The organism is Pseudomonas sp. GW823-FHT06E10 (assembly GCF_058794995.1).
The window spans coordinates 17,860-40,216 of sequence record NZ_JBXAHJ010000027.1 but is presented as its reverse complement, the minus strand read 5'-3'; the positions used below and the strand labels follow the sequence as shown (position 1 = coordinate 40,216).

21 protein-coding genes and 1 pseudogene are annotated in these 22,357 nt (G+C 62.8%); 8 read left to right on the top strand and 14 right to left on the bottom strand.

The window, feature by feature from the left end; genetic code table 11:
- Nucleotides 1-175: 175 nt before the first annotated feature.
- The 4 genes from AC1Q6Y_RS27745 to AC1Q6Y_RS27730 form a co-directional block, all read right to left on the bottom strand.
- Nucleotides 176-337 carry a hypothetical protein gene (locus tag AC1Q6Y_RS27745; RefSeq protein ID WP_492625630.1) on the bottom strand — a complete coding sequence of 54 codons (162 nt, stop codon included), beginning with the start codon at nt 335-337 and terminating at the stop codon, nt 176-178.
- 107 nt (nt 338-444) lie between these two features.
- Nucleotides 445-678: a DUF465 domain-containing protein gene (locus tag AC1Q6Y_RS27740; RefSeq protein ID WP_057714363.1), complete on the bottom strand. Its 234-nt coding sequence runs from the start codon at nt 676-678 to the stop codon at nt 445-447.
- A gap of 224 nt (nt 679-902) precedes the next feature.
- Complete coding sequence (locus tag AC1Q6Y_RS27735) at nt 903-3,014, bottom strand: hybrid sensor histidine kinase/response regulator (RefSeq protein WP_492625629.1); 2,112 nt, start codon at nt 3,012-3,014, stop codon at nt 903-905.
- Between the two features lie 226 nt (nt 3,015-3,240).
- Nucleotides 3,241-3,930 (bottom strand): GntR family transcriptional regulator, encoded by a 690-nt coding sequence (locus AC1Q6Y_RS27730; protein ID WP_007973313.1) that lies wholly within the window; start codon nt 3,928-3,930, stop codon nt 3,241-3,243.
- A 140-nt stretch (nt 3,931-4,070) separates the two neighbouring features.
- On the opposite strand from AC1Q6Y_RS27730, the gene AC1Q6Y_RS27725 reads away from it, so the two are divergent.
- From AC1Q6Y_RS27725 to AC1Q6Y_RS27690, 8 genes and pseudogenes are all read left to right on the top strand, one after another.
- Entirely contained in the window at nt 4,071-5,156 is a 1,086-nt protein-coding gene (locus AC1Q6Y_RS27725; RefSeq protein ID WP_492625628.1) for an ABC transporter ATP-binding protein, read from the top strand.
- Nucleotide 5,157: 1 nt separating this feature from the next.
- The gene (locus AC1Q6Y_RS27720; RefSeq protein WP_407516798.1) at nt 5,158-6,075 is read left to right on the top strand and encodes an ABC transporter permease; all 918 of its coding nucleotides are present in this window, start codon (nt 5,158-5,160) and stop codon (nt 6,073-6,075) included.
- The gene (locus tag AC1Q6Y_RS27715) at nt 6,072-6,860 is read left to right on the top strand and encodes an ABC transporter permease (RefSeq protein WP_057714357.1); all 789 of its coding nucleotides are present in this window, start codon (nt 6,072-6,074) and stop codon (nt 6,858-6,860) included. The genes AC1Q6Y_RS27720 and AC1Q6Y_RS27715 overlap by 4 nt, the downstream gene beginning before the upstream one ends.
- A gap of 16 nt (nt 6,861-6,876) precedes the next feature.
- Nucleotides 6,877-7,944, top strand: a complete 1,068-nt coding sequence (locus tag AC1Q6Y_RS27710; RefSeq protein ID WP_090455671.1) for an extracellular solute-binding protein — start codon at nt 6,877-6,879, stop codon at nt 7,942-7,944.
- Between the two features lie 136 nt (nt 7,945-8,080).
- The gene (locus AC1Q6Y_RS27705; RefSeq protein WP_492625627.1) at nt 8,081-9,277 is read left to right on the top strand and encodes an amidohydrolase family protein; all 1,197 of its coding nucleotides are present in this window, start codon (nt 8,081-8,083) and stop codon (nt 9,275-9,277) included.
- A complete protein-coding gene (locus AC1Q6Y_RS27700) occupies nt 9,274-10,761 on the top strand; it encodes an amidohydrolase family protein (protein ID WP_492625626.1) in 1,488 nt (495 codons plus the stop codon). The genes AC1Q6Y_RS27705 and AC1Q6Y_RS27700 overlap by 4 nt, the downstream gene beginning before the upstream one ends.
- A 12-nt stretch (nt 10,762-10,773) precedes the next feature.
- Nucleotides 10,774-11,436: a flavin reductase family protein gene (locus tag AC1Q6Y_RS27695; protein WP_057714349.1), complete on the top strand. Its 663-nt coding sequence runs from the start codon at nt 10,774-10,776 to the stop codon at nt 11,434-11,436.
- Between the two features lie 41 nt (nt 11,437-11,477).
- Nucleotides 11,478-11,555 (top strand): annotated as a pseudogene (locus AC1Q6Y_RS27690) (outer membrane lipoprotein carrier protein LolA); the annotation flags it as partial.
- Nucleotides 11,556-11,568: 13 nt separating this feature from the next.
- Here the strand turns inward: AC1Q6Y_RS27690 and AC1Q6Y_RS27685 are convergent.
- The 10 genes from AC1Q6Y_RS27685 to AC1Q6Y_RS27640 all read right to left on the bottom strand — a co-directional run bounded on the left by AC1Q6Y_RS27685 (nt 11,569) and on the right by AC1Q6Y_RS27640 (nt 22,342).
- Complete coding sequence (locus AC1Q6Y_RS27685; RefSeq protein WP_492625625.1) at nt 11,569-14,667, bottom strand: error-prone DNA polymerase; 3,099 nt, start codon at nt 14,665-14,667, stop codon at nt 11,569-11,571.
- Nucleotides 14,643-16,058 carry a Y-family DNA polymerase gene (locus AC1Q6Y_RS27680; RefSeq protein WP_492625624.1) on the bottom strand — a complete coding sequence of 472 codons (1,416 nt, stop codon included), beginning with the start codon at nt 16,056-16,058 and terminating at the stop codon, nt 14,643-14,645. Before AC1Q6Y_RS27680 ends, AC1Q6Y_RS27685 begins: the two co-directional genes overlap by 25 nt.
- A gap of 7 nt (nt 16,059-16,065) precedes the next feature.
- On the bottom strand, nt 16,066-16,683 hold the full coding sequence (imuA, locus tag AC1Q6Y_RS27675) for a translesion DNA synthesis-associated protein ImuA (protein ID WP_492625623.1): 618 nt from the start codon (nt 16,681-16,683) through the stop codon (nt 16,066-16,068).
- Nucleotides 16,683-17,300, bottom strand: coding sequence for a transcriptional repressor LexA (gene lexA / locus AC1Q6Y_RS27670; RefSeq protein ID WP_492625622.1), 618 nt, complete (start codon nt 17,298-17,300; stop codon nt 16,683-16,685). The genes imuA and lexA overlap by 1 nt, the downstream gene beginning before the upstream one ends.
- Nucleotides 17,301-17,465: 165 nt before the next feature.
- Complete coding sequence (locus AC1Q6Y_RS27665; RefSeq protein WP_492625621.1) at nt 17,466-17,744, bottom strand: DUF971 domain-containing protein; 279 nt, start codon at nt 17,742-17,744, stop codon at nt 17,466-17,468.
- The gene (locus AC1Q6Y_RS27660; RefSeq protein WP_492625620.1) at nt 17,741-18,703 is read right to left on the bottom strand and encodes a HEAT repeat domain-containing protein; all 963 of its coding nucleotides are present in this window, start codon (nt 18,701-18,703) and stop codon (nt 17,741-17,743) included. The genes AC1Q6Y_RS27665 and AC1Q6Y_RS27660 overlap by 4 nt, the downstream gene beginning before the upstream one ends.
- Nucleotides 18,700-19,548 (bottom strand): ABC transporter ATP-binding protein, encoded by an 849-nt coding sequence (locus AC1Q6Y_RS27655; protein WP_154859768.1) that lies wholly within the window; start codon nt 19,546-19,548, stop codon nt 18,700-18,702. Before AC1Q6Y_RS27655 ends, AC1Q6Y_RS27660 begins: the two co-directional genes overlap by 4 nt.
- Nucleotides 19,548-20,330 carry an ABC transporter permease gene (locus AC1Q6Y_RS27650; protein WP_492625619.1) on the bottom strand — a complete coding sequence of 261 codons (783 nt, stop codon included), beginning with the start codon at nt 20,328-20,330 and terminating at the stop codon, nt 19,548-19,550. The genes AC1Q6Y_RS27655 and AC1Q6Y_RS27650 overlap by 1 nt, the downstream gene beginning before the upstream one ends.
- A gap of 146 nt (nt 20,331-20,476) precedes the next feature.
- Nucleotides 20,477-21,883, bottom strand: coding sequence for an ABC transporter substrate-binding protein (locus AC1Q6Y_RS27645; RefSeq protein ID WP_340312160.1), 1,407 nt, complete (start codon nt 21,881-21,883; stop codon nt 20,477-20,479).
- A gap of 213 nt (nt 21,884-22,096) precedes the next feature.
- Nucleotides 22,097-22,342 (bottom strand): 4Fe-4S dicluster domain-containing protein, encoded by a 246-nt coding sequence (locus AC1Q6Y_RS27640; RefSeq protein WP_008050632.1) that lies wholly within the window; start codon nt 22,340-22,342, stop codon nt 22,097-22,099.
- Nucleotides 22,343-22,357: the final 15 nt, after the last annotated feature.

The window sequence follows — 22,357 nt, the reverse complement described above, 5'->3', positions numbered from 1 at the left end:
TTTCGTTCATGGAACCTCCAAGTTGGCGAAATCATATCGCCCTTAAGAGGTGTCCGGAATTATTAGGCCAGTTCAGCCTGCTCGCGATGGACTCAAATGCACTGCGTTTAGTCAGTAAACACGCGGCATCGTTAACGACCATCGCGAGCAAGCTCGCTCCTACAGAGGGCGGTGTTCATTCTGGATCGATGTCGACACCCTCATCATCCGGCCACTCATCGATGCCCGGCTCTTCCTCGGGATTGACCGTGGTGTGTTCGGGGCTCAGGGGTTCGGGATGAGTGGGGATCGGGTCGTGGCCACCCTGTTGTTCGCTGGGGTATTTGGGCTGGGTCATGAGGCACCTCGTTGAGAGCCATAACAGCGGTCTCTGAACATTCGAGGTGCCGGTTGTGATGCCGTTCCAACTTTCCCGCCACCGGTCGTCGGTGGCAGCTCGCTGGGTCAGGACGACGAGCCAAGTTGCTTGACGATCTTGTCCTTGACCAGCAGACGTGCCTCCTTGAGCTTCCTTACGGTGTCATCGTTGGACTTGGCCTCCTCTGCTTTCACCACTTCGGCATCCGCCTGGGAATACTTGTTAAGCAGTGAATCCAGTAACGGATCCTTGGTGCGTTTCTGCTGGACTTCTTCCTTTGAGCGTTTCAGATCCTGATAAAGGTCATGGGGCACCGGCATGGAACACCTCCGTTTGTTGATCGGCAGCGAAACGCGATCAATTGCGTTCACCAACTATCAGAATGGCCTCGGTTAGCCTGTTCTGTCGACCACCTGTCAGACCAGCGGTGTCCGTTCGTCGTCCGGTCGCCAATGCGATAAAACCTTGCCTGCACCGGCGCCTCCACGGGTTGACGATCACTCGGTCACCTTTGAAAACCTGCGTGGAGAATCACCTGTTTTTGTCACCCGCTAAGCACCGTGCGCACCATCTGCGTCAGTGCTTCGGGGTTGTAGGGTTTGCTCAGCAGGTGGGTGTCGGGACTGAGCTGGTGATTGCGCGAGATGATGTCGCGGGTATGCCCCGAGGTGAACAACACAGCCACCGGTGGCTCCTGCACTTTCGCCCAGGCCGCCAGGTCCGAACTCTTGATCAGGCCGGGCATGACTACGTCAGTGAAAATCAGGTCCACCGCCAGCCCTTCCAGCAACATTTTCATGGCGATGTCACCGTTGGTGGCCGTGAGGACCTGATAGCCCTCCTCGCGCAACAACTCCACCGCCGATACCCTCACGGCCTCATTGTCCTCGACCACCAGGATGCGTTCGTGCCCGCCCCGTTGCGGCACATCAGGGCCCGGCGTTTCGCTGGGGGCCGCGCGCAAGGTGCGCGGGAAGTACAGCTGCACCCGAGTCCCCCGCCCCACGTCGCTGGCGATTTCGATATGACCGCCACTCTGCTTGACGAAGCCAAACACCATACTCAAGCCCAAGCCGGTGCCCTGCCCGTCGGCCTTGGTGGTGAAGAATGGCTCGAACGCCTGGGCCAGCACCTGCGGCGGCATGCCGACGCCGGTATCCGTCACGGACACCCGTACATAGTCCCCGGGGGCAATGCCCTTTGCGGCGCAAAATTTGCGATCGAGGACGATGTTTTCCGCGCACAGGTCAATCCTGCCCTCGCCTTGAAGGGCGTCACGGGCATTGATCGCCAGATTGAGAATGGCGTTTTCCAGTTGGTTGCGATCGACAAACACATTCCAGGAATCTTCGGGTGCCGTCATGTGGACCTGAAGGGTTTCACCCAGGGCACGCAGCAACAGCTCCGCCAGGCCATCGAAAATCTGCCGCAAGGTGAAGACCGCGGGTGACAACGGTTGGCGGCGGGCAAATGCAAGCAATTGCGAAGACAGCTTGGCACCGCGCTCGACGGCGGCAATCGACGCCGAGACCCGGCGCTGCACATTGGCGTTATCCGGCTCATGGCGCGCGAGCAGGTGCAGGTTGCCGGCGATCACTTGCAACAGGTTGTTGAAGTCATGGGCCACACCACCGGTGAGACCGCCGATGGCTTCGAGCTTCTGTGACTGGCGCAGTTGTTCTTCCGCCGCCAGCCGCGCCTCGACCTCATCGGCCACCCGCTGTTCCAGGTTGCGGGTGAACTTGAGCAGGGACTCTTCGGCGGTCTTGCGTTCGTGGATGTCGATCAGCACGCCGGGGAAACGAAACGCCTCGCCCTGCTCATTGAACTCGCAACAGCCACTGGCGAGTACCCAGAGGTAGCTGCCATCCGGGCGCCGGATCCGGTATTCGACGTTGTAGGGCTCGCCCGTCTCCACCGACAGTGTGACTCGTTCCTGAACCCAACTGCGGTCATCCGGATGGATCCGGCTTTCAGCGATTTCCTGAGACAGGTTTTGCAGGTCTTGCCCGGGTGGATAAGAGAACGCGCGAGCGAAGCGCTCGTCACCCGACAGCACGTTGGCCTTGATGTCCCAGACAAAGGAACCGAGCAAGGCGCCGGCGTTCAGCGCCAGGCGTACCCGTTCGTTGTCGGCGCGGTAGGCGTCTTCAGCCGCCTGTCGCCGGTGTTCGGAGATCACCCGATCGGTGGTTTCCACCACCATGGCCATGACCCCGGCCGGGCGCCCGTCATCGTCGGCCACCGGGCTGTAGTAGAGGTCCATCCAGACATCTTCCGGAACCCCGTCACGCAGCAGCACCAGTTCTTTGTTGCGATAGGACAAGGTGCCGCCCGCCAGGCAGGTGTCGACCACGTGGCGATTGAATTCGGCAACTTCCGGCCAACCCAGTTCTACGGCAGAGCCGAGCAGATACGGATGGCGCCCACCGGCAAACTTGGAATAAGCGTCGTTATAGATCATGTACCCGGACTGGCCCCAGAGCATCACCATCGGCAGTGGGGACGCGAGCATCAACTGCACCGCGCTACTCAGGCTCCTGGACCATGAATCGAGCGGGCCAAGTTCGGTCAGGCTCCAGTCGAACGCACGAATGCGTCCGGCCATTTCGCCGTTCCACCCGGAGCACCCGTGGCTTTCCTCTAGAAACTGCATCGGCTGGCTCTATCCCGGTAAGTTGCACCCGTTTGTTTCGAGCATCCTGCACGCTATTCGTTTCATAGAGGTATAGCTGATTCTCGCGGGCCACTGGAGATCCCTTGTGGGAGCGGGCTTGCTCGCGAAGGCGGTGTGTCATTCAACATATTCGTCTGCTGATACACCGCTTTCGCGAGCAAGCCCGCTCCCACAATTTGGTCCTCGGTAACCGAGAGTCCGTGCACTACACCTCGATCAAGTGCTTTAGTGGGTTGTAACTGCTTTTCAGGGTGGCCGCGACATCCAGAATGGCCTTCTCGATGCCATTCAAATGCATGCAGGTCAGTTCGATGGCCGCACTCTGGTTGCCTGCTTCGATGTATTCGATCAGCCGCAGGTGTTCGTCGTCGCGGCAGGCTTCGTGGCTGTCGTCATCCAGAGCGGCGGCATACAGCGACGCCCGGGAAATCAGCTTCTGGAACCAGTCCAGCAGTACCGGGTTGTTCAGGCTGCGGGCCAGTTTGATGTGGAACTCGCCGAGCAGGTGAATCAACCGCTCGTGATCACCGCTTTGATGCGCTTCATCCTCCAACAGCAAGTGATCGCGCAGGTCCTGGGTCACCGCCGTATCACGCCGACGGCACAGTTCGCTGACGATGCCGATCTCGACCAGGCGACGGGTTTCGAACAGCGAACGGATCTCTTCGTCACTGGGCAGCGACACCGACGCACCTTTATTGGGCTCGGTGGTGACCAGCCCGTCGGCTTCCAATTGCTTGAGCGCGGCCCGGACAGACGTGCGGCTGACATTGAACAGCTCGGCCAAAGAGGCTTCGCCGAGCTTCATGCCCGGACGCAACGAACGCTTGCTGATCGCCTCGTAAACCCCTTGGTAGACGCGGTCGACCGTAGTTTCCAGTTTCTTTTCCGTCATTCATCAACTCCTTGCGCCCTGTGCAAACGACCCTGGCGAATGAACAGCCATTGAAAAAGGGGCTTGCACGGACAGATTAATCCGGGTATTTCTAAATTGCATCCATATTTTGCATACAATAATTAGAGGAATGCACCATAATGGGTCATCCAACAGCAATCGAAGTGCGAAACGTCTCAAAGCGATATTCCGACGATCCGGGGCTGGCACCAGCCCTCGATAACGTCTCGGTGGACATTGCCGACAACGAATTCTTCACCCTGCTCGGCCCCTCCGGCTGCGGCAAAACCACCCTGCTGCGCACCATCGCCGGCTTCGAGCATGTCAGCGACGGTGAGATCCGTCTCGCTGGCGAACCGGTCAACGATTTGCCGCCGTTCAAGCGTCGGGTCAACACGGTGTTCCAGAGTTACGCGCTGTTTCCGCACATGAGTGTTGCGCAGAATATCGCCTTCGGCCTCGAGATGCAGGGCCTTGATCGCAAACTGATTCCGCAGCGGGTCGATGAGATGCTCGCGCTGGTGCAAATGCAGCACCTGGCCAAGCGTAAACCGGCCGAACTGTCCGGCGGCCAACAGCAACGGGTGGCTCTGGCCCGGGCCCTGGCGCCAAAACCCAAAGTGCTGTTGCTGGACGAACCGCTGTCGGCCCTGGACCTGAAGCTGCGCAAGGAAATGCAGGTCGAACTCAAGCGCGTACAGAAAGAAGCCGGGATCACCTTCATTTTCGTCACCCACGATCAGGAGGAAGCGCTGACCCTGTCCGATCGCATCGCCGTGATGTCCGCCGGCAAGATCCTGCAAATCGGCTCGCCCAATGAAATCTACGAACGGCCGCAACACCAGTTCGTCGCGCAATTCATCGGCGACATCAACTTCCTTCCCGGCCATATCAAACGTGGCCAACAGAACGAAAAGCTCTTCGTGCCCAACGGCATGCCCGTGGAAATTCCCTGCCCGGCCCAGGGCTTTGACGGCAGCAAGGTGCAACTGGCGTTCCGCCCGGAGCGTTCGCAACTGGTCGAGCCGACCCAACCGCATCATCTGCGCGGTGTGATCGAGGCCGTGCTGTATGTCGGCACGGCCACGCTCTATCAATGCCGCCTGAACAACGACATCAAGGTCATGCTGCGCGAGAACAACGAAGGCCTGAGCCACGGGCGGGTGGTGGGCGATCGCGTCGCGGTCAACCTGCCGCCCCACGCCTGCCTGTTGATGGAGGCCTGAGATGAGCGTCAGCAGCACTTCCCCAGCCCTCAACCGCGCGCTGTTGCTCAGCCCGGTGGTCCTGACCCTGCTGGCCCTGATCGCCATTCCGCTGGGCATCATGGGCTACATCAGCCTGCTGCCGCGCAACGTCTATGGCGGCGTCGACTGGCAGGCCGACTGGCAATTGCAAAGCTACGTGCAACTGTTTTTCCAGGAGGGTTTCGACGGCGAACTGGAGCTCAACTGGGTCTACGCCCAGGCGTTGCTGCGTTCGGTGTTCCAGGCCGGTGGCACCACGGTCCTGTGTTTCCTGTTCGGCTTCCCCGTGGCGTTGTGGATGTCGAGCCTGACACCCCGTCGACGCAACCTGATGGTGTTGCTGATCACCATCCCGTTCTGGACCAACCTGCTGATCCGCAACTACGCCTGGCTGATCATCCTGCGCGAGCACGGCTGGGTCGCCCAGAGCCTCAACGCGCTGTTCCCCCAGGCCGGTGGCATCACCCTGCTCTACAACGACTTCGCGGTCAGCGTCGGCCTGGTCTACAGCTTCCTGCCGTTCATGATCCTGCCAATCTACTCGACCCTGGAAAAACTCGACTGGCGTCTGGTGGAAGCCGCCTATGACCTGGGTGCCAATCGCTGGCACGCGTTGCGGCGGATCATCCTGCCGCTGTCGATGCCGGGGGTGATCGCAGGTGCCTTGTTGGTGTTCGTGCCAAGCCTGGGAGCCTTCATTACCCCGGCGATCCTTGGCGGCGGCAAGACGCTGATGATCGGCAACCTGATCCAGCAGCAGTTCGGTACCGCGCGCAACTGGCCGCTGGGGAGTTCGCTGTCGTTCCTGTTGCTGGGGATCATGTTGCTGTCCCTGGTGCTCTACGCCCTCTATAGCCGCAATGCCGCCAAGACCCACCGCCCGGGAGCACAAGCATGATCGCCCTGCACCTGAAGAAACTGCCCCTGACCCGTGAAGTCAGCCTGTTGATGCTGGCCTACCTGTACCTGCCGATCTTTGTATTGATCGCCTACAGCTTCAACGCCAACCGCTCGGCGACGGTGTGGACCGAGTTCTCGTTCGACTGGTACGGGCGAATCCTGGCCAACCCGTCGATCCAGACCGCGGCGCTGAACTCGATCATCGTCGCCAGCATCGCTACGGTCTGCGCCACGGCGATTGCCCTGCTCGCGGCACTGGCGACCTACCGGCCGTTCTACGGACAGAAAATGGTCGAGGGCGGGATCAACCTGCCACTGATCCTGCCGGAGATCGTCACCGCCGTGGCCACCCTGCTGCTGTTCATGGCGCTGGGGATCAAGCTCGGTCTGCTGACGGTGATCGTCGCGCACATCGGCTTCTGCATTCCCTTCGCCTACCTGCCGATCCGCGCGCGGCTCAACGACCTGGACAAGAGCCTGCTGGAAGCGGCGAACGACCTGTACGCCAACCCCTGGCAGGTGTTTCGCCGGGTGACCTTGCCGCTGCTGTGGCCGGCGGTGCTGTCCGGTTCGGTGCTGGCGTTCGTGGTCAGCCTCGACGATTTCATCATGACCTTCTTCGTCGCGGGCCCCGGCTCGACGACCCTGCCGGTGTACATCTTCTCGGCGATCAAGGCCGGCGTAACACCGGAGATCAACGCGATTTCGACCCTGATGCTGGTGATTTCCATCGTGCTGGTAGTGCTGGCCTTCTGGCTGGGACAGCGCGGCAAACAACAATAAGCCTGGAGACTTCTATATGAGCAAGAAAGTGAAAAGCATGCGTTTCGCCGTTGCCGGTCTGGCCTTGAGTTGCTTCACCGCGTTTACGGCGTTCAGCGCCCAGGCCGCCGAGCCCAAGGAACTGTTTTTCTACAACTGGACCGACTACTACCCGGTGGAACTGCTGGCCAAGTTCGAAAAGGAGACCGGCATCAAGGTCACCATGGACGGCTACGACAGCAACGAAACCCTGCTGGCCAAGTTGCAGGCCGGCGGCGCGGCGTACGACGTGATCGTGCCGTCGCAATCGATCATGCGCACCCTGATCAACCAGGACCTGCTGCTGGAAATCGACGCCTCGGCCCTGCCCAACTTCCAGTACGTCAAACCGGCGTTCCGCGACCCGAGCTTCGACCCGGGCCGCAAGTTCTCGGCACCGTACCTGTGGGGCACCACCGGGTTCTCCTATGACAGCGCCCGGGTGCCCGGCGGCAAGCTCGACGACTCGTGGAAAGAGTTCTTCGAGCCGCGCAAGGAACTGCAAGGTCAGCTCGCCGCCCTCGACACCTCCAGCAGCGTGATCAACGCCGCCAGTCACTACCTGAATGTCGACGAGTGCAGCGAAAACCCGCAGGACGCCAAGCGCATCCTCGAACTGCTGCAAAAACAGAAACCCTTCCTGAAGATGTACAGCTCGGACAACACCGTCGACCGCATGGCCAGCGGTGAAGTGATCATGATGCAGAACTGGAACGGTTCTACAGCGCGGGCCACCCTGCAGAAGAGCACCATCAAGTACGTCTACCCCCGTGAAGGCCTGGCGATGTTCCAGGACAACTTCGCCGTACCGAAAAGCGCACCGCACCCCGGCAACGCGAAGATCTTCATCGACTGGATGATGAAACCGGAGAACGCCGCCGCCGTGTCCAACGCCATCGCCTACGCCAACGGCATCCAGAGCGACAAGCTGATCGACGCCAAATGGCGAGTGATGGACGCCATCAACATGCCCGACGAATTCGCCGCGCGCCTGCGCCCGGAAAAGGAATGCAGCAACAAGGCGCGGGAGCTGCAGGACCGCATTTGGGCCAAGCTCAAGGGCTGATTGCCTTTCGACCGAGTCGCGCCCATCGCGAGCAAGCTCGCTCCCACAGGGATTTTGTGAACGTCAAAGATCTACTGTGGGAGCGAGCTTGCTCGCGATGAGGCCCGCCAAGACACCACTGAATTTGAGGTTTGCAATGAATCAACCCCGCTGGCTGCGCAACGTGCGCCCCTACGGCGCCACCGCCGAAGACCTGCTGATCGAAAACGGCCGTTTCAGCCAACGCCGCCCCGCTTCTAACGAAGCCCTGTCGGCCACCGACATCGACGGCCAGAACCAGTTGCTCACCCCCGCCCTGGTGGAAAGCCACGTGCACCTGGACAAAACCCTCTGGGGCCAGCCGTGGCGCCCCAACAGTGCCGGCCCGACCCTCAAGGACTACATCGCCAACGAACGGCGCATCCTGCGTGAAGTCACCACACCGATTGCGCAACGGGCCGGCGCCCTGCTGGAAAACTGCATCGCCCGCGGCTCGCTGACCATGCGTTGCCACGTCGACATCGACCCGGAATTCGGCCTGCGGCATGTCGAGGCCATGCAGCAACTGCGTGAAAACTACCGCGACCTGATCGACCTGCAACTGGTGGTGTTCCCGCAGACTGGTTTGATCAGCCGCCCCGGCACCGCCGAACTGATGCGCGAAGCCATGGCCCTGGGCGTGGAGAACGTCGGCGGGCTGGACCCGTGTGGTATCGATAACGACCCTGTCGCACAACTGGATTTCGTCTTCAAACTGGCCAGCGAATTCGACCGGGGCGTCGACATTCACCTGCATGACAAAGGTGAGCTGGGGCTGTGGCAGATCGCCCTGATTGCCGACTACACCGAGCGCTTCGGCCGCCAAGGCCGGGTGATGATCAGCCACGCGTACTGCCTGGGGATGTTGCCGTGGAGCCAGGTCAAATCGGTGGCCGAACGTCTGGCCACATTGGGCATTTCGCTGATGAGCTCGGCCCCGGCCGATTGCGCGGTGCCGCCGTTCCTGGCCCTGCGCGAAACCGGCGTGAATGTGTGCCTGGGCTCGGACGGTATTCGTGATGCCTGGTCGCCCATGGGCAACGGCGACATGCTGGAGCGGGCGATGTTGCTGGCGTTCCGCTTCGACTTGAACAAGGACGAAGAACTGGCGGCAGCGTTCGAGGCGGCGACCGTCAACGGCGCCCAGGCGCTGGGTTGCCAAGCCAATCGCCTGGAGATTGGCCAGCCGGCGGACTTCCTGTTGATGCCGGTACAAACACTGGGTGAGGCGGTGGTTTCGCGGCCGTTGCGTCAGGTCTATCGCGCGGGCCAGTTGATTGCCGCGGGTGGTCGCTTGCTGGAAAGCCGTCTGTGAAGCGCATCGGCTTGCGGGCCAGTTGCGTAGTCGGCTTCGACGGCACGCGGCATGTGTTGTGGCGCGATGGCGAAGTGGTGTTCGAAGGCGCGCGCATCGAGTTTGTCGGGCGTGGTTATGCGGGGCCGGTGGATCAGTGGGTTGATTACGGTAATGCGCTGATCGGTCCCGGGTTCATCGATCTGGATGCCTTGGGCGATCTCGATTCCACGGTGCTGACCCTGGACAACGGCGACGAGCGCGACATGGGCCGGATGTGGTCGGCGCAGTATCTGGCGCGTGGATCGCGGGAAAGCTACAGCCCCGAAGAAGAAGTCTTCAAATACCGCTACGCCTTCACCCAACTGATCCGCAACGGCATCACCACGGCCATGCCGATCACCTCGATGTATTACCGCGAGTGGGCCGAGACCTACGACGAATTTGCGGCGGTGGCAGGTGTGGCCGCCGAACTGGGGCTACGCACTTACCTCGGTCCCTGCTACATGAGCGGCATGAGTTACTGGCAGGCCGATGGAACCCTGGCGCACCACTGGGACGAAGCCCGGGGCATGGCCGGGCTCGACGCCGCCGAGCGGTTTTTCCGGGATTTCGACGGCGCGCACAACGGCCTGATTCGCGGTGCGCTGCTGCCCGATCGCATCCAGACCTGCACCCCGGCGTTGCTGCAACGCACCGCCGCGCTGAGCCGGGAACTCAACGCACCGATGCGTTTGCACTGCTGCCAGGGCCTCGGTGAAGTGACGATGGTCGAGCAACTGCGCGGCACCTCGCCACTGGGCTGGTTGCAGCAGCTTGGGCTTTTGAACCCACGCAGCCTGCTGCCCCACGGCATCTACACCCGCGGCGATGACGACCTGCAACGAGTGGTGGACGGCGGCGCCAGTCTGGTGCATTGCCCGGTGGTGTTTGCCCGGGACGGCGAGGCGCTGAATTCGTTTGGTCAATATCGGGCCAAAGGCATCAACTTCGCCCTGGGCACCGACACCTGGCCCGCGGACTTGCTGGACAACATGCGCCAGGGCTTGAACATCGCTCGCCTTATGGAAGGCGGTAACGATCTGACCAGCACGCTGGACCTGTACAACGCCGCGACCCTCGGCGGTGCCAAGGCACTGGGCCGCGACGATCTCGGACGCCTGGCGCCCGGGGCCAAGGCCGACATCACCGTGTTCAACCTGCGCGGGATGCACCTGGGGCCGCTATTCGATCCACTGAAAAATCTTGTTCTGGCCGGTCGCGGTGACGACTGTATCGCCAGCTACATCGACGGCCGCTGCGTGATGCGGGACGGCCAGGTCGAGGGCCTCGACTACCCCGCCCTGCAAGGCCAGGCCCAACGCCAATTCGAAAAATTGATGCGCAGCCACAGCGACCGGGCCTTTGATCAACCGGACTGGAAAAGCCTGTTCCAGCCCGCCATCCCGTTCGCCGACGACTACAGCGCACAGGCGCCACTGAGCGCGATTGATCCACTTCTCTAGAGATTTCTGCCCATGCAAAGCTTCGACTTCAGCACATTGAGCCCACGGGACAAATACAAGATCCTGATCGGCAGCGTCGTGCCACGGCCGATAGCCCTGGTCACCACCGTCGACGGCGAAGGCCGGATCAACGCGGCACCGTTCAGCTTCTTCAATGCGCTTTCCGCCGATCCACCGATCCTCGCCCTGGGCGTGGAAAACTACGGCGACCAAAGCCCCAAGGACACCACTCGCAATATCCAACTCAATCAGGAATTCACCGTGAACATCGTTAGCGATGCCCTGGTGGAAGCCATGAACGTCTGCGCCGTGCCCTTCGCCCCCGGCTTCGATGAACTGACCGCCGCCGGCCTCACTGCCATCCCCGGCACCACGGTCAAATGCCCGCGCATCGGCGAAGCTCCGGTGGCGCTGGAGTGCCGGCGGATGATGGCCCTGTCCATCGGCCAATCCCGGGAGATTATCTTTGGTGAAGTACTGATGGCCCATGTGCGTGACGAACTGATCGATCCGAAAACCCTGTACATCGACCAGTTGGGGCTGGATGCGATCGGACGCATGGGCGGGCATGGCTATGCGCGTACGCGGGATTACTTCGACTTGCCAACACGCTCGTTGCAGGCCTGGACGGATGCGCCGGGGGGTGGGGAGCGGTTTTGGCCTGCCACCAAATAACCAGAGATTGCACAAAACCTGTAGGAGCGAGCTTGCTCGCGATGGTCGTCAACGATACCGCTGGTAACCTGACACCCCGCGGCGCTCTCAGGTTCATCGCGAGCAAGCTCGCTCCTACAGGGGAACGCGTCGTCAGCGGAAATCGCGACTGCGCACACTGATACCGTCCAGTAGCGGGCTCAAATCACTCAAGCGTCCGGCTATCAGATGCCGGACCTCACCCTCTTTCTCCCAGCGCCCATCGACCTTGAGCAACTGCGAGCCGACCAGCACCTGGCGCTGACGCTCGGCCAGGTCGCGCCACACCACCACGTTGACGTTGCCGAACTCGTCCTCAAGGGTGACGAACGTCACGCCGCTGGCGGTGGCCGGGCGTTGTCGGCCGGTGACCAGCCCGGCAACGCTGACTGGCCGACCGTGCTCGACGTCCAGCAACTCCTTCGAACTGCGGCAGCGCCGCGCCTTCAACTCACCGCGTAACAGGGCCAACGGATGCGGCCCGAGGGTGGTGCCGACACTGGCGTAATCGGCTTGCAGGTCCTCGCCCACAGTGGGCTTTGGCAACGACACCGCGTCCTCCTCCCGGCTCGGCAGGCCGGCAAACAAACCCAGCTGCTTTTGTACCCCGGCCACTTCCCAACGTGCCCGATGCCGGTCGCCGGCCAGTCCACGCAACGCGCCGGCATCGGCCAGTTGCTCCTGGGCGCGGGCATCGAGTCGCGCCCGTTCGCCGAGGTCGGCAATGTCGGCAAACGCCCCTTTGGAGCGTGCCGCCTCGATGCGTCGGGCATCGTCCTCGCGAAAGCCCTTGATCATGCGTAGCCCCAAGCGAATCGCCGGTTGCGCATCGCTGATCGGTTCCAGACTGCAATCCCAGTCGCTGGTGCGCACGTCCACCGGGCGAACCTGCAAATGATGGCGCCGGACGTCCTGCAGAATCTGGTCCGGGCTGTAGAACCCCATCGGCCAACTGTTGATCAGCGCACAAGCGAAGGCCGCCGGCTCGTGGCATTTCAACCAGCAACTGGCGTAAGTCAGCAAGGCAAAACTGGCCGCGTGAGACTCGGGAAAACCGTAGCTGCCAAAGCCCTTGATCTGCTCGAAGATCTGCGCGGCGAACTCCGGCGTGTAGCCTTTTTTCTTCATGCCGGCGGCCAGTCGATCCTTGTGTGGTTCGAGCCCGCCGTGGCGTTTCCAGGCAGCCATGGAGCGGCGTAGCTGGTCGGCCTCGCCGGGGCTGTAGTCGGCGGCGACGATGGCGATCTGCATCACCTGTTCCTGAAACAGTGGCACGCCAAGGGTGCGTTTCAACACCTCCCGCAACTCTTCGGAGGGGTAGGTTTCAAGCTCTTCCTTGTTTCGACGACGCAGGTACGGATGCACCATGCCGCCCTGGATAGGTCCGGGGCGAACGATGGCCACCTCGATCACCAGGTCATAGAACTTGCGGGGCTTGAGCCTGGGCAGCATCGACATTTGCGCCCGGGATTCGATCTGGAACACGCCGATGGTGTCGGCACGACCGATCATGTCGTAGGTCTGCGAATCCTCGGAGGGCACCGTTGCCAGGCTCAAGTCCCGGTTGCGATGACGGCGCAGCAAGTCGAAACAGCGACGAATCGCGCTGAGCATGCCCAGGGCCAGGATATCCACCTTGAGCAGCCCGACCGCATCGAGATCGTCCTTGTCCCACTGGATGATGGTGCGCTCGGCCATCGCGGCGTTTTCCACCGGCACGAGGTGATCCAGCGGCTGCTCGGAAATGACGAAGCCGCCGGGGTGCTGGGACAGGTGCCGGGGGAAGCCGATCAGTTGCTGCGTCAAACTCAACACCCGGCGCAACACCGGGCTTTCAGGGTCGAAACCGCCTTCACGCAGGCGCTCCACGGGCGGCGTTTCATCACTCCAGTGACCACAGCAATCGGCCAGGGCATTGATCTGGTCTGGCGGCAAACCCAACGCCTTGGCCACATCACGCACCGCACCGGCCGCATGGTAAGTGCTGACCACGGCTGTCAGTGCCGCGCGGGTCCGACCATAGCGCTGGAACACGTACTGCAAGACTTCTTCGCGGCGTTCGTGCTCGAAGTCCACATCGATATCCGGTGGCTCGTTGCGCTCCCTGGAGAGAAAGCGCTCAAACAGCATGTTCATTCGCTCGGGGTCGATCTCGGTGATGCCCAAGGCGAAACACACCGCCGAGTTGGCCGCAGAGCCTCGGCCCTGGCAGAGAATCTTCTCGCGCCGGGCGAAGGCGACGATGTCCTGAACGGTCAGGAAATAGCTTTCATAACCCAGCTCGGCGATCAGCCCGAGCTCCTTGTCGATCAGCCCGCGAACCTTTTCGCTTGCACCGTCGGGCCATCGCTCGCGCATGCCGCGCTCGGTCAACGCCCGCAGCCAGGACTCTGCGCTGTGCCCTTCTGGCACCAGTTCGCGAGGATATTGATAACGCAACTGGCCAAGATCAAAGGTACAGCGCCGGGCGATGTTCAGCGTTTCTGCCAGCAAGCCGGGCGGATAAAGTTCCCCCAGCACGTCCAGGCTGCGCAGATGGCGTTCGCCGTTGGGATGCAGGCGCAGCCCGGCATCGGCCACCGGCAGGTGATGACGGATCGCGGTCATGGTGTCCTGCAAGGCGCGCCGGCCGCGAGCGTGCATGTGCACATCGCCACTGGCCACGGCCGCAATACGCAACTCCCTGGCCAGGCTCAGCAGATCGTTCAGGCGCCGGGCATCGTCCTGACCGCGGTGCAACTGCACCGCCAGCCACACGCGCTCGGCGAAGACCTGTTTGAGCCAGCGCCCCTGTTCAAAGGCATCGACAGCGTCCGGCACCCACAACGCCAACAGCCCCGGCAACGGTTCGCTGAAGTCTTCGCGCAGCACCTGATACTGGCCTTTCTGCGTGCGCCGCCGGGCGCGGGTGATCAATCGGCACAGCGCCTGATAACCCTCGAGGCTCTCCACCAGCAGCACCAGTTTCGGACCGTTCTCGATGCGTATTTCACTACCGATGATCAGCGGCAACGCCACGGACTTCGCCGCTTGCCAGGCGCGCACGATGCCCGCCAGGGTGCATTCGTCGCTGATCGCCAGGGCTTGATAACCCTGTTTTTTCGCGCGCTGGAACAGCTCGAGGGCACTGGAGGCACCGCGCTGGAAGCTGAAGTTCGACAGGCAGTGCAGTTCGGCATAGTCGATGCTCATGCAAACCAGCCCTGCAACCACAGCGGGCCGTCCTCACCGACCGCCCGGTAGGCCCAGCCCTGTTGGCCTGCCCGGGTTTCGATCAGGTAATAGTCACGGCGTACGTCGTCACCGTCCCACCAACCGGATTCGATGCGCTCCGGCCCCATGAGGATGCGCGCCGAGCCCTGATGCACGGTCAGCGGTTCAGTCAGCAGCCAGCCCGGCCGTTTCACCGTGGCCGGCACCGCGCAGGGCTGGCTGTCGGCACTGGCCTGCCATGCACACTCGGGCCGGTGATCGGCCTGGAAGCGCAGGCCATGTACCGCGTCATCCCCCAGCCGTGCACGCAGGCGTTCGCGCAGTTGCTCCCAGGGCAAGGACTGCTGCGGGCGATCGTCGAACAGTTCCTGATGTTGGGGTACGAAAGTCGGCAAATCCTCGGCGCGCAGGCGAAAGCCGCGCACCGGCGCCTCGACCTGGACTTGCTCCAGCCGCCCCCGGGCCAGTTCGAAGAGCATCGCCGGATCGCGCTCGGCGCTGAGCAGGCCGACCTTGATGAGCGTATCCGGCAACCCGGCATGTTCCAGATGCAGGTCGAAACGCTGTACGCCGCTGTCGCGACCACAGAGGAACGCCGACAGGTCGCCGGTCAGCCGGCGCAACGGAAACAGCAAGGCTTGATGGGACTGCACATCGAAATTGAGCTCGATCCGCACATCGAAGCGGTCCGGCGGCAGGTAAAACGCCAGCGCCAGCCGCCGTAAACCCGACAGGGCATCCAGATGCTTGAGCACCTGAGCCTCGAAACGCCGGGCCAGGCTATGCCGGGGCAGCGCCTGCACCTGGCTCAAGGTGCGCAAGCCCATGCGCGACAAGGCCGTGGCGACCGAGGCTTCGAGGCCGATCCGGTCGACAGGCATTTGCCCCAGGTGATGCTGCAAGGCTTGATCGTCCGGCACCACCAGACCGTCATAGGCGTTGGCCAGCACCCGCGCCGCCACCGGGTTGGGCGCGGCCACGATGCGGTGCCGAAATCCCAGTCCGTCGAGCTCACGGCGCAAAAGCGCTTCGAATTGCGGCCAGGCGCCGAACAAACCGAGGCTGGATTCGATCTCGAACACCACGGCCCGGGGGTAATGCACGCTGACCTGGGAACTGAAGCGATAGGCCCAGGCGGCGAGAAACTGCTGCCAGTGTTCGATTTCAGCGGCGTCGTATTCGGCCGTGACAAAGCCTTTGCTCAAGGCCTGTGCCGCGCTCATGGACTGGCCGGGACGCAAGCCCAGCGCCCGCGCTGCGCCGTTGACGGCCTTCAGCACCCGGCGCTGGGCCGGGCCGGTCAGCAACGCCAGGGGCTCCTCGGGATCGGCGCGCTGACGCAGTACCGCATCCAGCGCCAATTGCGGGAAAACAATGCAGACCCAGCGCATGGCAACCTCAATGCCCCACGGCGAAGGCAATCGGCGCCGAACGGACCAGGCCGCCGCGGCACTTGAGCACGCGCAATTGTGCCGGTCGGGCATCGATGGCGATGCGCAAGGCCGCCGGCGAAGGGTTGATCGCTTCACTGAGAGGACGATAGGCGAAGGCCAGGGTCTGGCCGGTTTCCGCCGCCACCTGCAAGCGGCGCAAGGCACGGTCATCGGCCTTGTGCGGCCAGCACAGCACCGCACCGCAACTGCCCGAACGCAGGCATTGTTCCGCGGCCCACAGCGCATCGCGCTCGCTGGCCTGGATGATCGACAACTGACGCAGATCGACCCCGGCACCCTGCCACGCCTGGGGATACGGCACATAAGGCGGCGCCACCAGCACGATGCGCTCGCCCGCCGCCGACAGCCGTGCCAGCGTCGGCCACACCAGTTGCAACTCGCCCACGCCCTGCCCGGCCAAGAGGATTTCCGTCAGCGCCGCCTCCGGCCAGCCTCCGCTGGGCAATGCGGCGTCCAGCGCGGCATGCCCGGTGGGTTGCGGGCTGGCAGCCGGTGGCGCAGGCCGGCCCTTCCAGACCTGGCCGCCATTGAACAGCGTATCCAGCGCAACGACGGCCCCCATCAGCCTTGCCTCACCAGGCCACAGAACACGCCTTCGATGGCCAGGTCCCGGTCGGCCTCGACAATGATCGGCTGGTAGGCCGGGTTGCGTGGCAGCAGGCGAACCACATCGCCGACCCGCTCGAAGCGCTTGATGGTGACTTCGCCGTCGAGTCGCGCCACGACGATCTGGCCGTTGAGCGCCTCGGGGTTGCGGTGCACGCCCACGAAATCGCCATCGAGAATGCCGTCCTCGATCATCGAGTCACCCCGGACCCGCAGCATGTAGTCCGGCACCCGCGAAAAGATCGACGGATCGAGCAGCAAGCGGCTATGGATTTGCGCATCGACCCCAATCGGCGCACCGGCCGCCACCCGGCCGAGTACCGGGATGTCCAGCAACTCGGGACGCGGCGGCTGCCCGAGCAGGCGAATGCCCCGGGCCTGATGCGGGTTGACCTCGATAAACCCGGCTTCGGTCAGCGCCAGCACATGCTTGCGCGCCACGCTGCGGGAGGCAAAACCGAACGCCTCGCTGATTTCAGCGAGGCTCGGAGGCTGACCGTGCTCGGCGATGCGATCGCGGATAAAGGTCAGGATGGCGGTACGGCGGGGAGTCAGAGTCGTCATGGAGTACATTTGTACTCTTTTGGCTTTTGCCTGGCAAGAACCGTCAATCATCTGGTGGCAGGACCAGTGACCTGTGGGAGCGAGCTTGCTCGCGATGGTCTTTCATTCAACATGTGTATCGACTGACCGGGCCGCATCGCGAGCAAGCTCGCTCCCACATTGGATTTCAGTGACTCAAGAGGTGAGTTGTGCAAGGTACGCCCACGGATAAATCCCCCGCTCATGGCCATCGCTGAAGACCAGTTGCAGGCCATACCCCTGCGAGTGCAATTCGATAACCCGAACCCGCCCATCAACCATCGGCACCATTCCCCGCATGCGAAACGCCCGACACTGCGAACACGGGCACTGGCGACGCAATTCGGCATGGTCCAACACCTGTTCGCGACCATCCGGCCAGTTCAGTCGCAACTGCTGTTTGCTTCGAGAATTACCCACCGCCAGCGGATTCATTGCAGTTGACTCAAGGCAATGCGCACGGCCTTGCGCACTTCCGGGTCGCCGTCGTCCTGTGCGGCCTGCAATGCCGCGATGGCCCGCGGGTCGCTCAATTCGCCCAGGGCCAACGCGGCTTCCTTGCGCAGGTTGCTGATGCGGTGGCCGAGGGTGTCGATCAACGCATCGATCGCCGGTCCATAACGTAAGCGACCGAGGCTACGGGTGGCGCGCAGACGCACTTGCCAGTAATCGTCGCCCAAGGCGTCGATCAGGGCCGGGCCGGCGTCGAGATGGCCGACCTTGCCCAGGGTGGTGGCGGCTTCTTCGCGGACTTGCCAGGCAGTGTCGCGCAAGGCCTGGCGCAGGGCCGGCAGCACCTGCGCGTCAGACGCCAGGCCCAACGCCCCGGTGGCGGCACGCCGAACTTCAGTGTCCGGGTCAGCGCTGGCCAACTGCGCCAGGGCCGGCAAGGCATCGAGTTGCTTGAGCCAGCCGAGCACGCCCACCGCCTCGCGGCGCACGCTGGCGCTTTCATCGTCCAATGCAGCGGCAGCCGCCGTAGCGGCATCGGGGCAACGCAACTCGCGCAACGCCCTGAACGCGGCGATGCGTACGCCGCTGTCGGCATGCCCGGTCCACGGCAGAATGACCCGGCCCGCCGCTTCACTCTTGAGCAGGCTAAGGCTCTGCGCTGCGGCCGCCTGCACCGCCGGGGATGGATCCGTCAGCGCCTGGCACAACGCCTCGACCACGGGCTCATCCTCCCAGGCTTCCAGCAACCGCGCGGCTTCGGCGCGAACGTCGGCAATCGGGTCTTCGGCCAGTCGATCGATCAACCACAGCAGGCCATCCGGCTCCTCGAGATCGGCCAGTTCGATCAGCGCGATCCGGCGTATGCCGGGGTCGTCATCGGTCAGGCGCGGTTGCAGGGCAAGAATGTCGTCGTTATCGGTTACATCGAATAGTGAGGTCATAGGGCAAATCGCGGCAGTTTGTTTTCAGGGGGAAGTCCGAGCGGGTTCAGGCGCGGCAGTTGCCGACCGTCTTCGTGGCGCAGGAGTTCGAGGCAATGGCGCTTGAGGTGCGAGAATTCAGGGCGGGTCATCAGTTCCGTGCTGCGCGGCCTGGGGAAGTCCAGGCGCAGGTCTTCGATGATTCGCCCGGGGCGCGAGCTCATGACCAACAGGCGATCAGCGAGGAACAGCGCTTCGTCGATGTCATGGGTGACAAACACCACGGTGGTGCGGATGCGCGTCCAGATATCCAGCAGCAGTTCCTGCATGTTCAACCGGGTCAGGGCATCGAGGGCGCCAAAGGGTTCGTCCATCAACAACAGGCGCGGACGGTTGACCAGCACCCGGGCGATTTCCACCCGTTGCTGCATGCCACCGGAGAGCTGGTCGGGCCAGCGCCCGGCAAAACCTTCGAGGCCCACCAGGGCGAGGATTTCATCCGCCGCCTTGTGCCGTTCGGCCTTGCCGACGCCGCGCATTTTCAGGCCGAAGGCGACGTTGTCACGCACCGTGCGCCAAGGAAACAGTGTGTGCTGCTGGAACACCATGCCGCGCTGGGGCGATGGGCCCGACACCGCTGCGCCATCGACATTCAGCGTGCCGGTGCGCGGTTGCAGGTGGCCGGCCAGGGCGCCGAGCAAGGTGGACTTGCCGCAACCGGACGGCCCGAGAATGCACACGAACTGCCCTGGCTCGATCTGGCAGTCGAGGCCCTGTACCGCTTCGAAAGCCGCGCCCCCCTCGCCCAGGCTGATTGACAGCCCGCGAATGTCGATACGCCCTTCCAGGTGTTGAAAAACGCTCATCAGGCTTTTCCTCGTGGTCGATGCCAAGGCGTGAAAAGCCCGCCCAGACGCTTGGTCAACAGGCTGCTGCCCATCCCGAGCACGCCGATCAGCAACATGCCGACGACGATGTCGGCGTAGTTCTGGATGGTGTAGGACTCCCAGGTGTAATAGCCGATGCCGAATTGGCCGGAGATCATTTCCGCCGTCACCAGGCAGAACCACGAGGTGCCCATGCCGATGGCCAGGCCGGTGATGATGCTAGGCGCAGCGCCCGGAAGAACGACCTCCAGCAGGATTGCCCGGCGCCCTGCCCCGAGGCTTTTCGCCGAGGCGATCAGCCGTGGATCGACGCCTTCGACGCCGTGCACGGTGTTGAGCAGGATCGGGAACAATGCGCCGGTGAAGGTGATGAACACCATCGACAGTTCCGACGAGGGAAACATCAGGATCGCCAGGGGAATCCACGCCACTGCCGGGATCGGGCGCAGCACTTCCAGGGGCGGCAGCAAGAGATCTTCGGCCCATTTCGAGCGACCGATGGCCAGGCCCAGGGCCACGCCAATGATCAGCGCCGCGAGGTAACCGGCGAATACCCGGCCGAGGCTGCTGCCCAGGTGCTGGGCGAGCTTGCCCGAGTCGCCGAGGCCGAGGGCGGCTTCAATGACCGCCACGGGTGTCGGGACGTTGGCGAAGGTCACCAGGCCGAGGTTCCAGTGGTAGCTGGCGGCGAGTTGCCAGAACAGCAGGCAGAGCAGCAAGGACGCGGCTCTGGGGATCCAGCGTGAATATGATCGGTACACAATTATTCCTCTCAACCCACCTCCTGTAGGAGCGAGCCTGCTCGCGAAGAACGCCAACGATTACGCGCTCTGTCTGACGGATCGCGTTGTCCGGACGTTTTTCGCGAGCAGGCTCGCTCCTACAGGGGGCTGTGGTGTTTCGGCTGTTAGCGAACAGCCACGGCCTGTGCGGTAGCATCGGTGAAGTCGTAGACCTTGCCGCCCTGCGCCGTGGCGAACTGTTGGGCCTGACCTTTGAGCAGGAACGCGCTCAATTGCCCTTTCCCGTCGGTGGCAAACCACGCCTGATCCGCCAGCAGCTTGATCCCGCTGTCGCTGGCCTGGGCGTACACCGCGCGGATGCTCCGGCCTTCCTGCTTGAGGCTGGCCAGCGCGGCAAACGCCGCTTGCGCCGAGGCGTACTGACGGACTTTCGGCTCGCCGCGCACCCAGATTTCCGCCACGTGGCTGAAGTCGGTGATGGTTTGGCCGCTGGCGGCATCGACGGCCTTGAGCGGCGCCTGCCCGTAACTGGCCAGTTGCGCGCTGTAGTCCAGGTTCGAGGCCTTGAAGGCGGCGCGGATGTATTGGTCGTCAATGAAGGTGTTGAGATCCAGACCGCGATCGGCCTTCTTCAACAACTTGAGGGTATCGATGGCGGTGCCCACGGCCTGACGGTATTCCGGCTTCCAGCTCAGGTCGCGGGTCTGCACACCGAGTGGGCCATGGAACAGATAATTGACCTCGGCATCGACTCCGGTGACCTTGGCGATCAACTCGCTGTATTTCTCCGGCTCAGCCGCCAGCAGCTGGTTGGCTTCGATACTCGCCCGCAGGTAAGCGACAACGATTTCCGGGTACTTTTTCGCATAGGCCTGATCGACCAGCGCACCGTGGAAGGTCGGCGCGTTGGCCTGGGCGCCGTCATAAATCTTGCGGGCGAAACCACGGCTGGGGAACAGTTCGGCGAAGGGAACGAAGTCAGCGTGAGCATCGATCTTGCCGGCCTGCAACGCGGAGCCGGCGACTTCCGGCGGCTGGGCGATGATGTTCACGTCCTTGAGCGGGTCCCAGCCCTGGGCCGCGACGGCGCGCAACAGCATGCCATGGGCGGTGGAAGCGAACGGCACGGAAATGGTCTTGCCCTTCAGCTCTGCCAGCGACTGCACACCCGATGCGCTTGGCACCACGATGCCGTTGCCGCTGCCCTTGATGCTGCCCGACAGCACGCTGATAAACAGGCTGTGCTTGCCCGCCGTTTCGAACGCTACGCCGTTGAACGCGCCGGGGAAGTCGGCCATGGCGCCGAAGTCGAGTTTGCCGGCCACCATTTCGTTGGTCAGGGGTGCGCCGCTGGTGAAGTTTTTCCACTGCACCTCGTATTGGGCGTCCTTGTAGGGGCCATCGTGGGGCAGGTATTTGTCCAGCAGCCCGAGTTCGCGAATCAACAATCCGCCGGCGGCGCAGTTGATGGTGGTGTCCTGGGTACCGATGGCAATGCGGATGGTTTCGGCCGAGGCCGACAGGGTGAATGAAGCCAGTACCAGACCGGCCAAAGCTGCACGCAACATCATGAGTGTTTCCCCTCGAATCATTTATAGGATGTTCGTCTCCGCCACGATCAGGGCGCGGTGGGAAACGAGGGGTGTCTTGAATCAGGCGTCCGGTGGTGCCGGATGGCTTTGTGGTTGTTTGGGCTGGCCGCTTCGCGAGCAGGCTCGCTCCCACAGGTTTTTCTGGTGTATGCAGGACTTGCGTCTGGCCTCGATCCACTGTGGGACAGTGTTTCAGCGCAGCAGGTACGGGATTTCGACTTTCACCGCACCCGTCGGGCAGTCCTTTTCACAGGGCATGCAGTACCAGCATTCGTCGAACGCCATGTAGGCCTTTTGTGTGGCCGGGTTGATCGCCAGCAGGTCCATCGGGCAGACGTCGACGCACACGGTGCAGCCTTTGTGGGCGATGCATTTGTCCTCGTCGACGGTGACGGGGGCGTTGGAACGGAAGAAAATTTCCTGGGCTTGATAGGCCATTTCACGGTCTCTCTT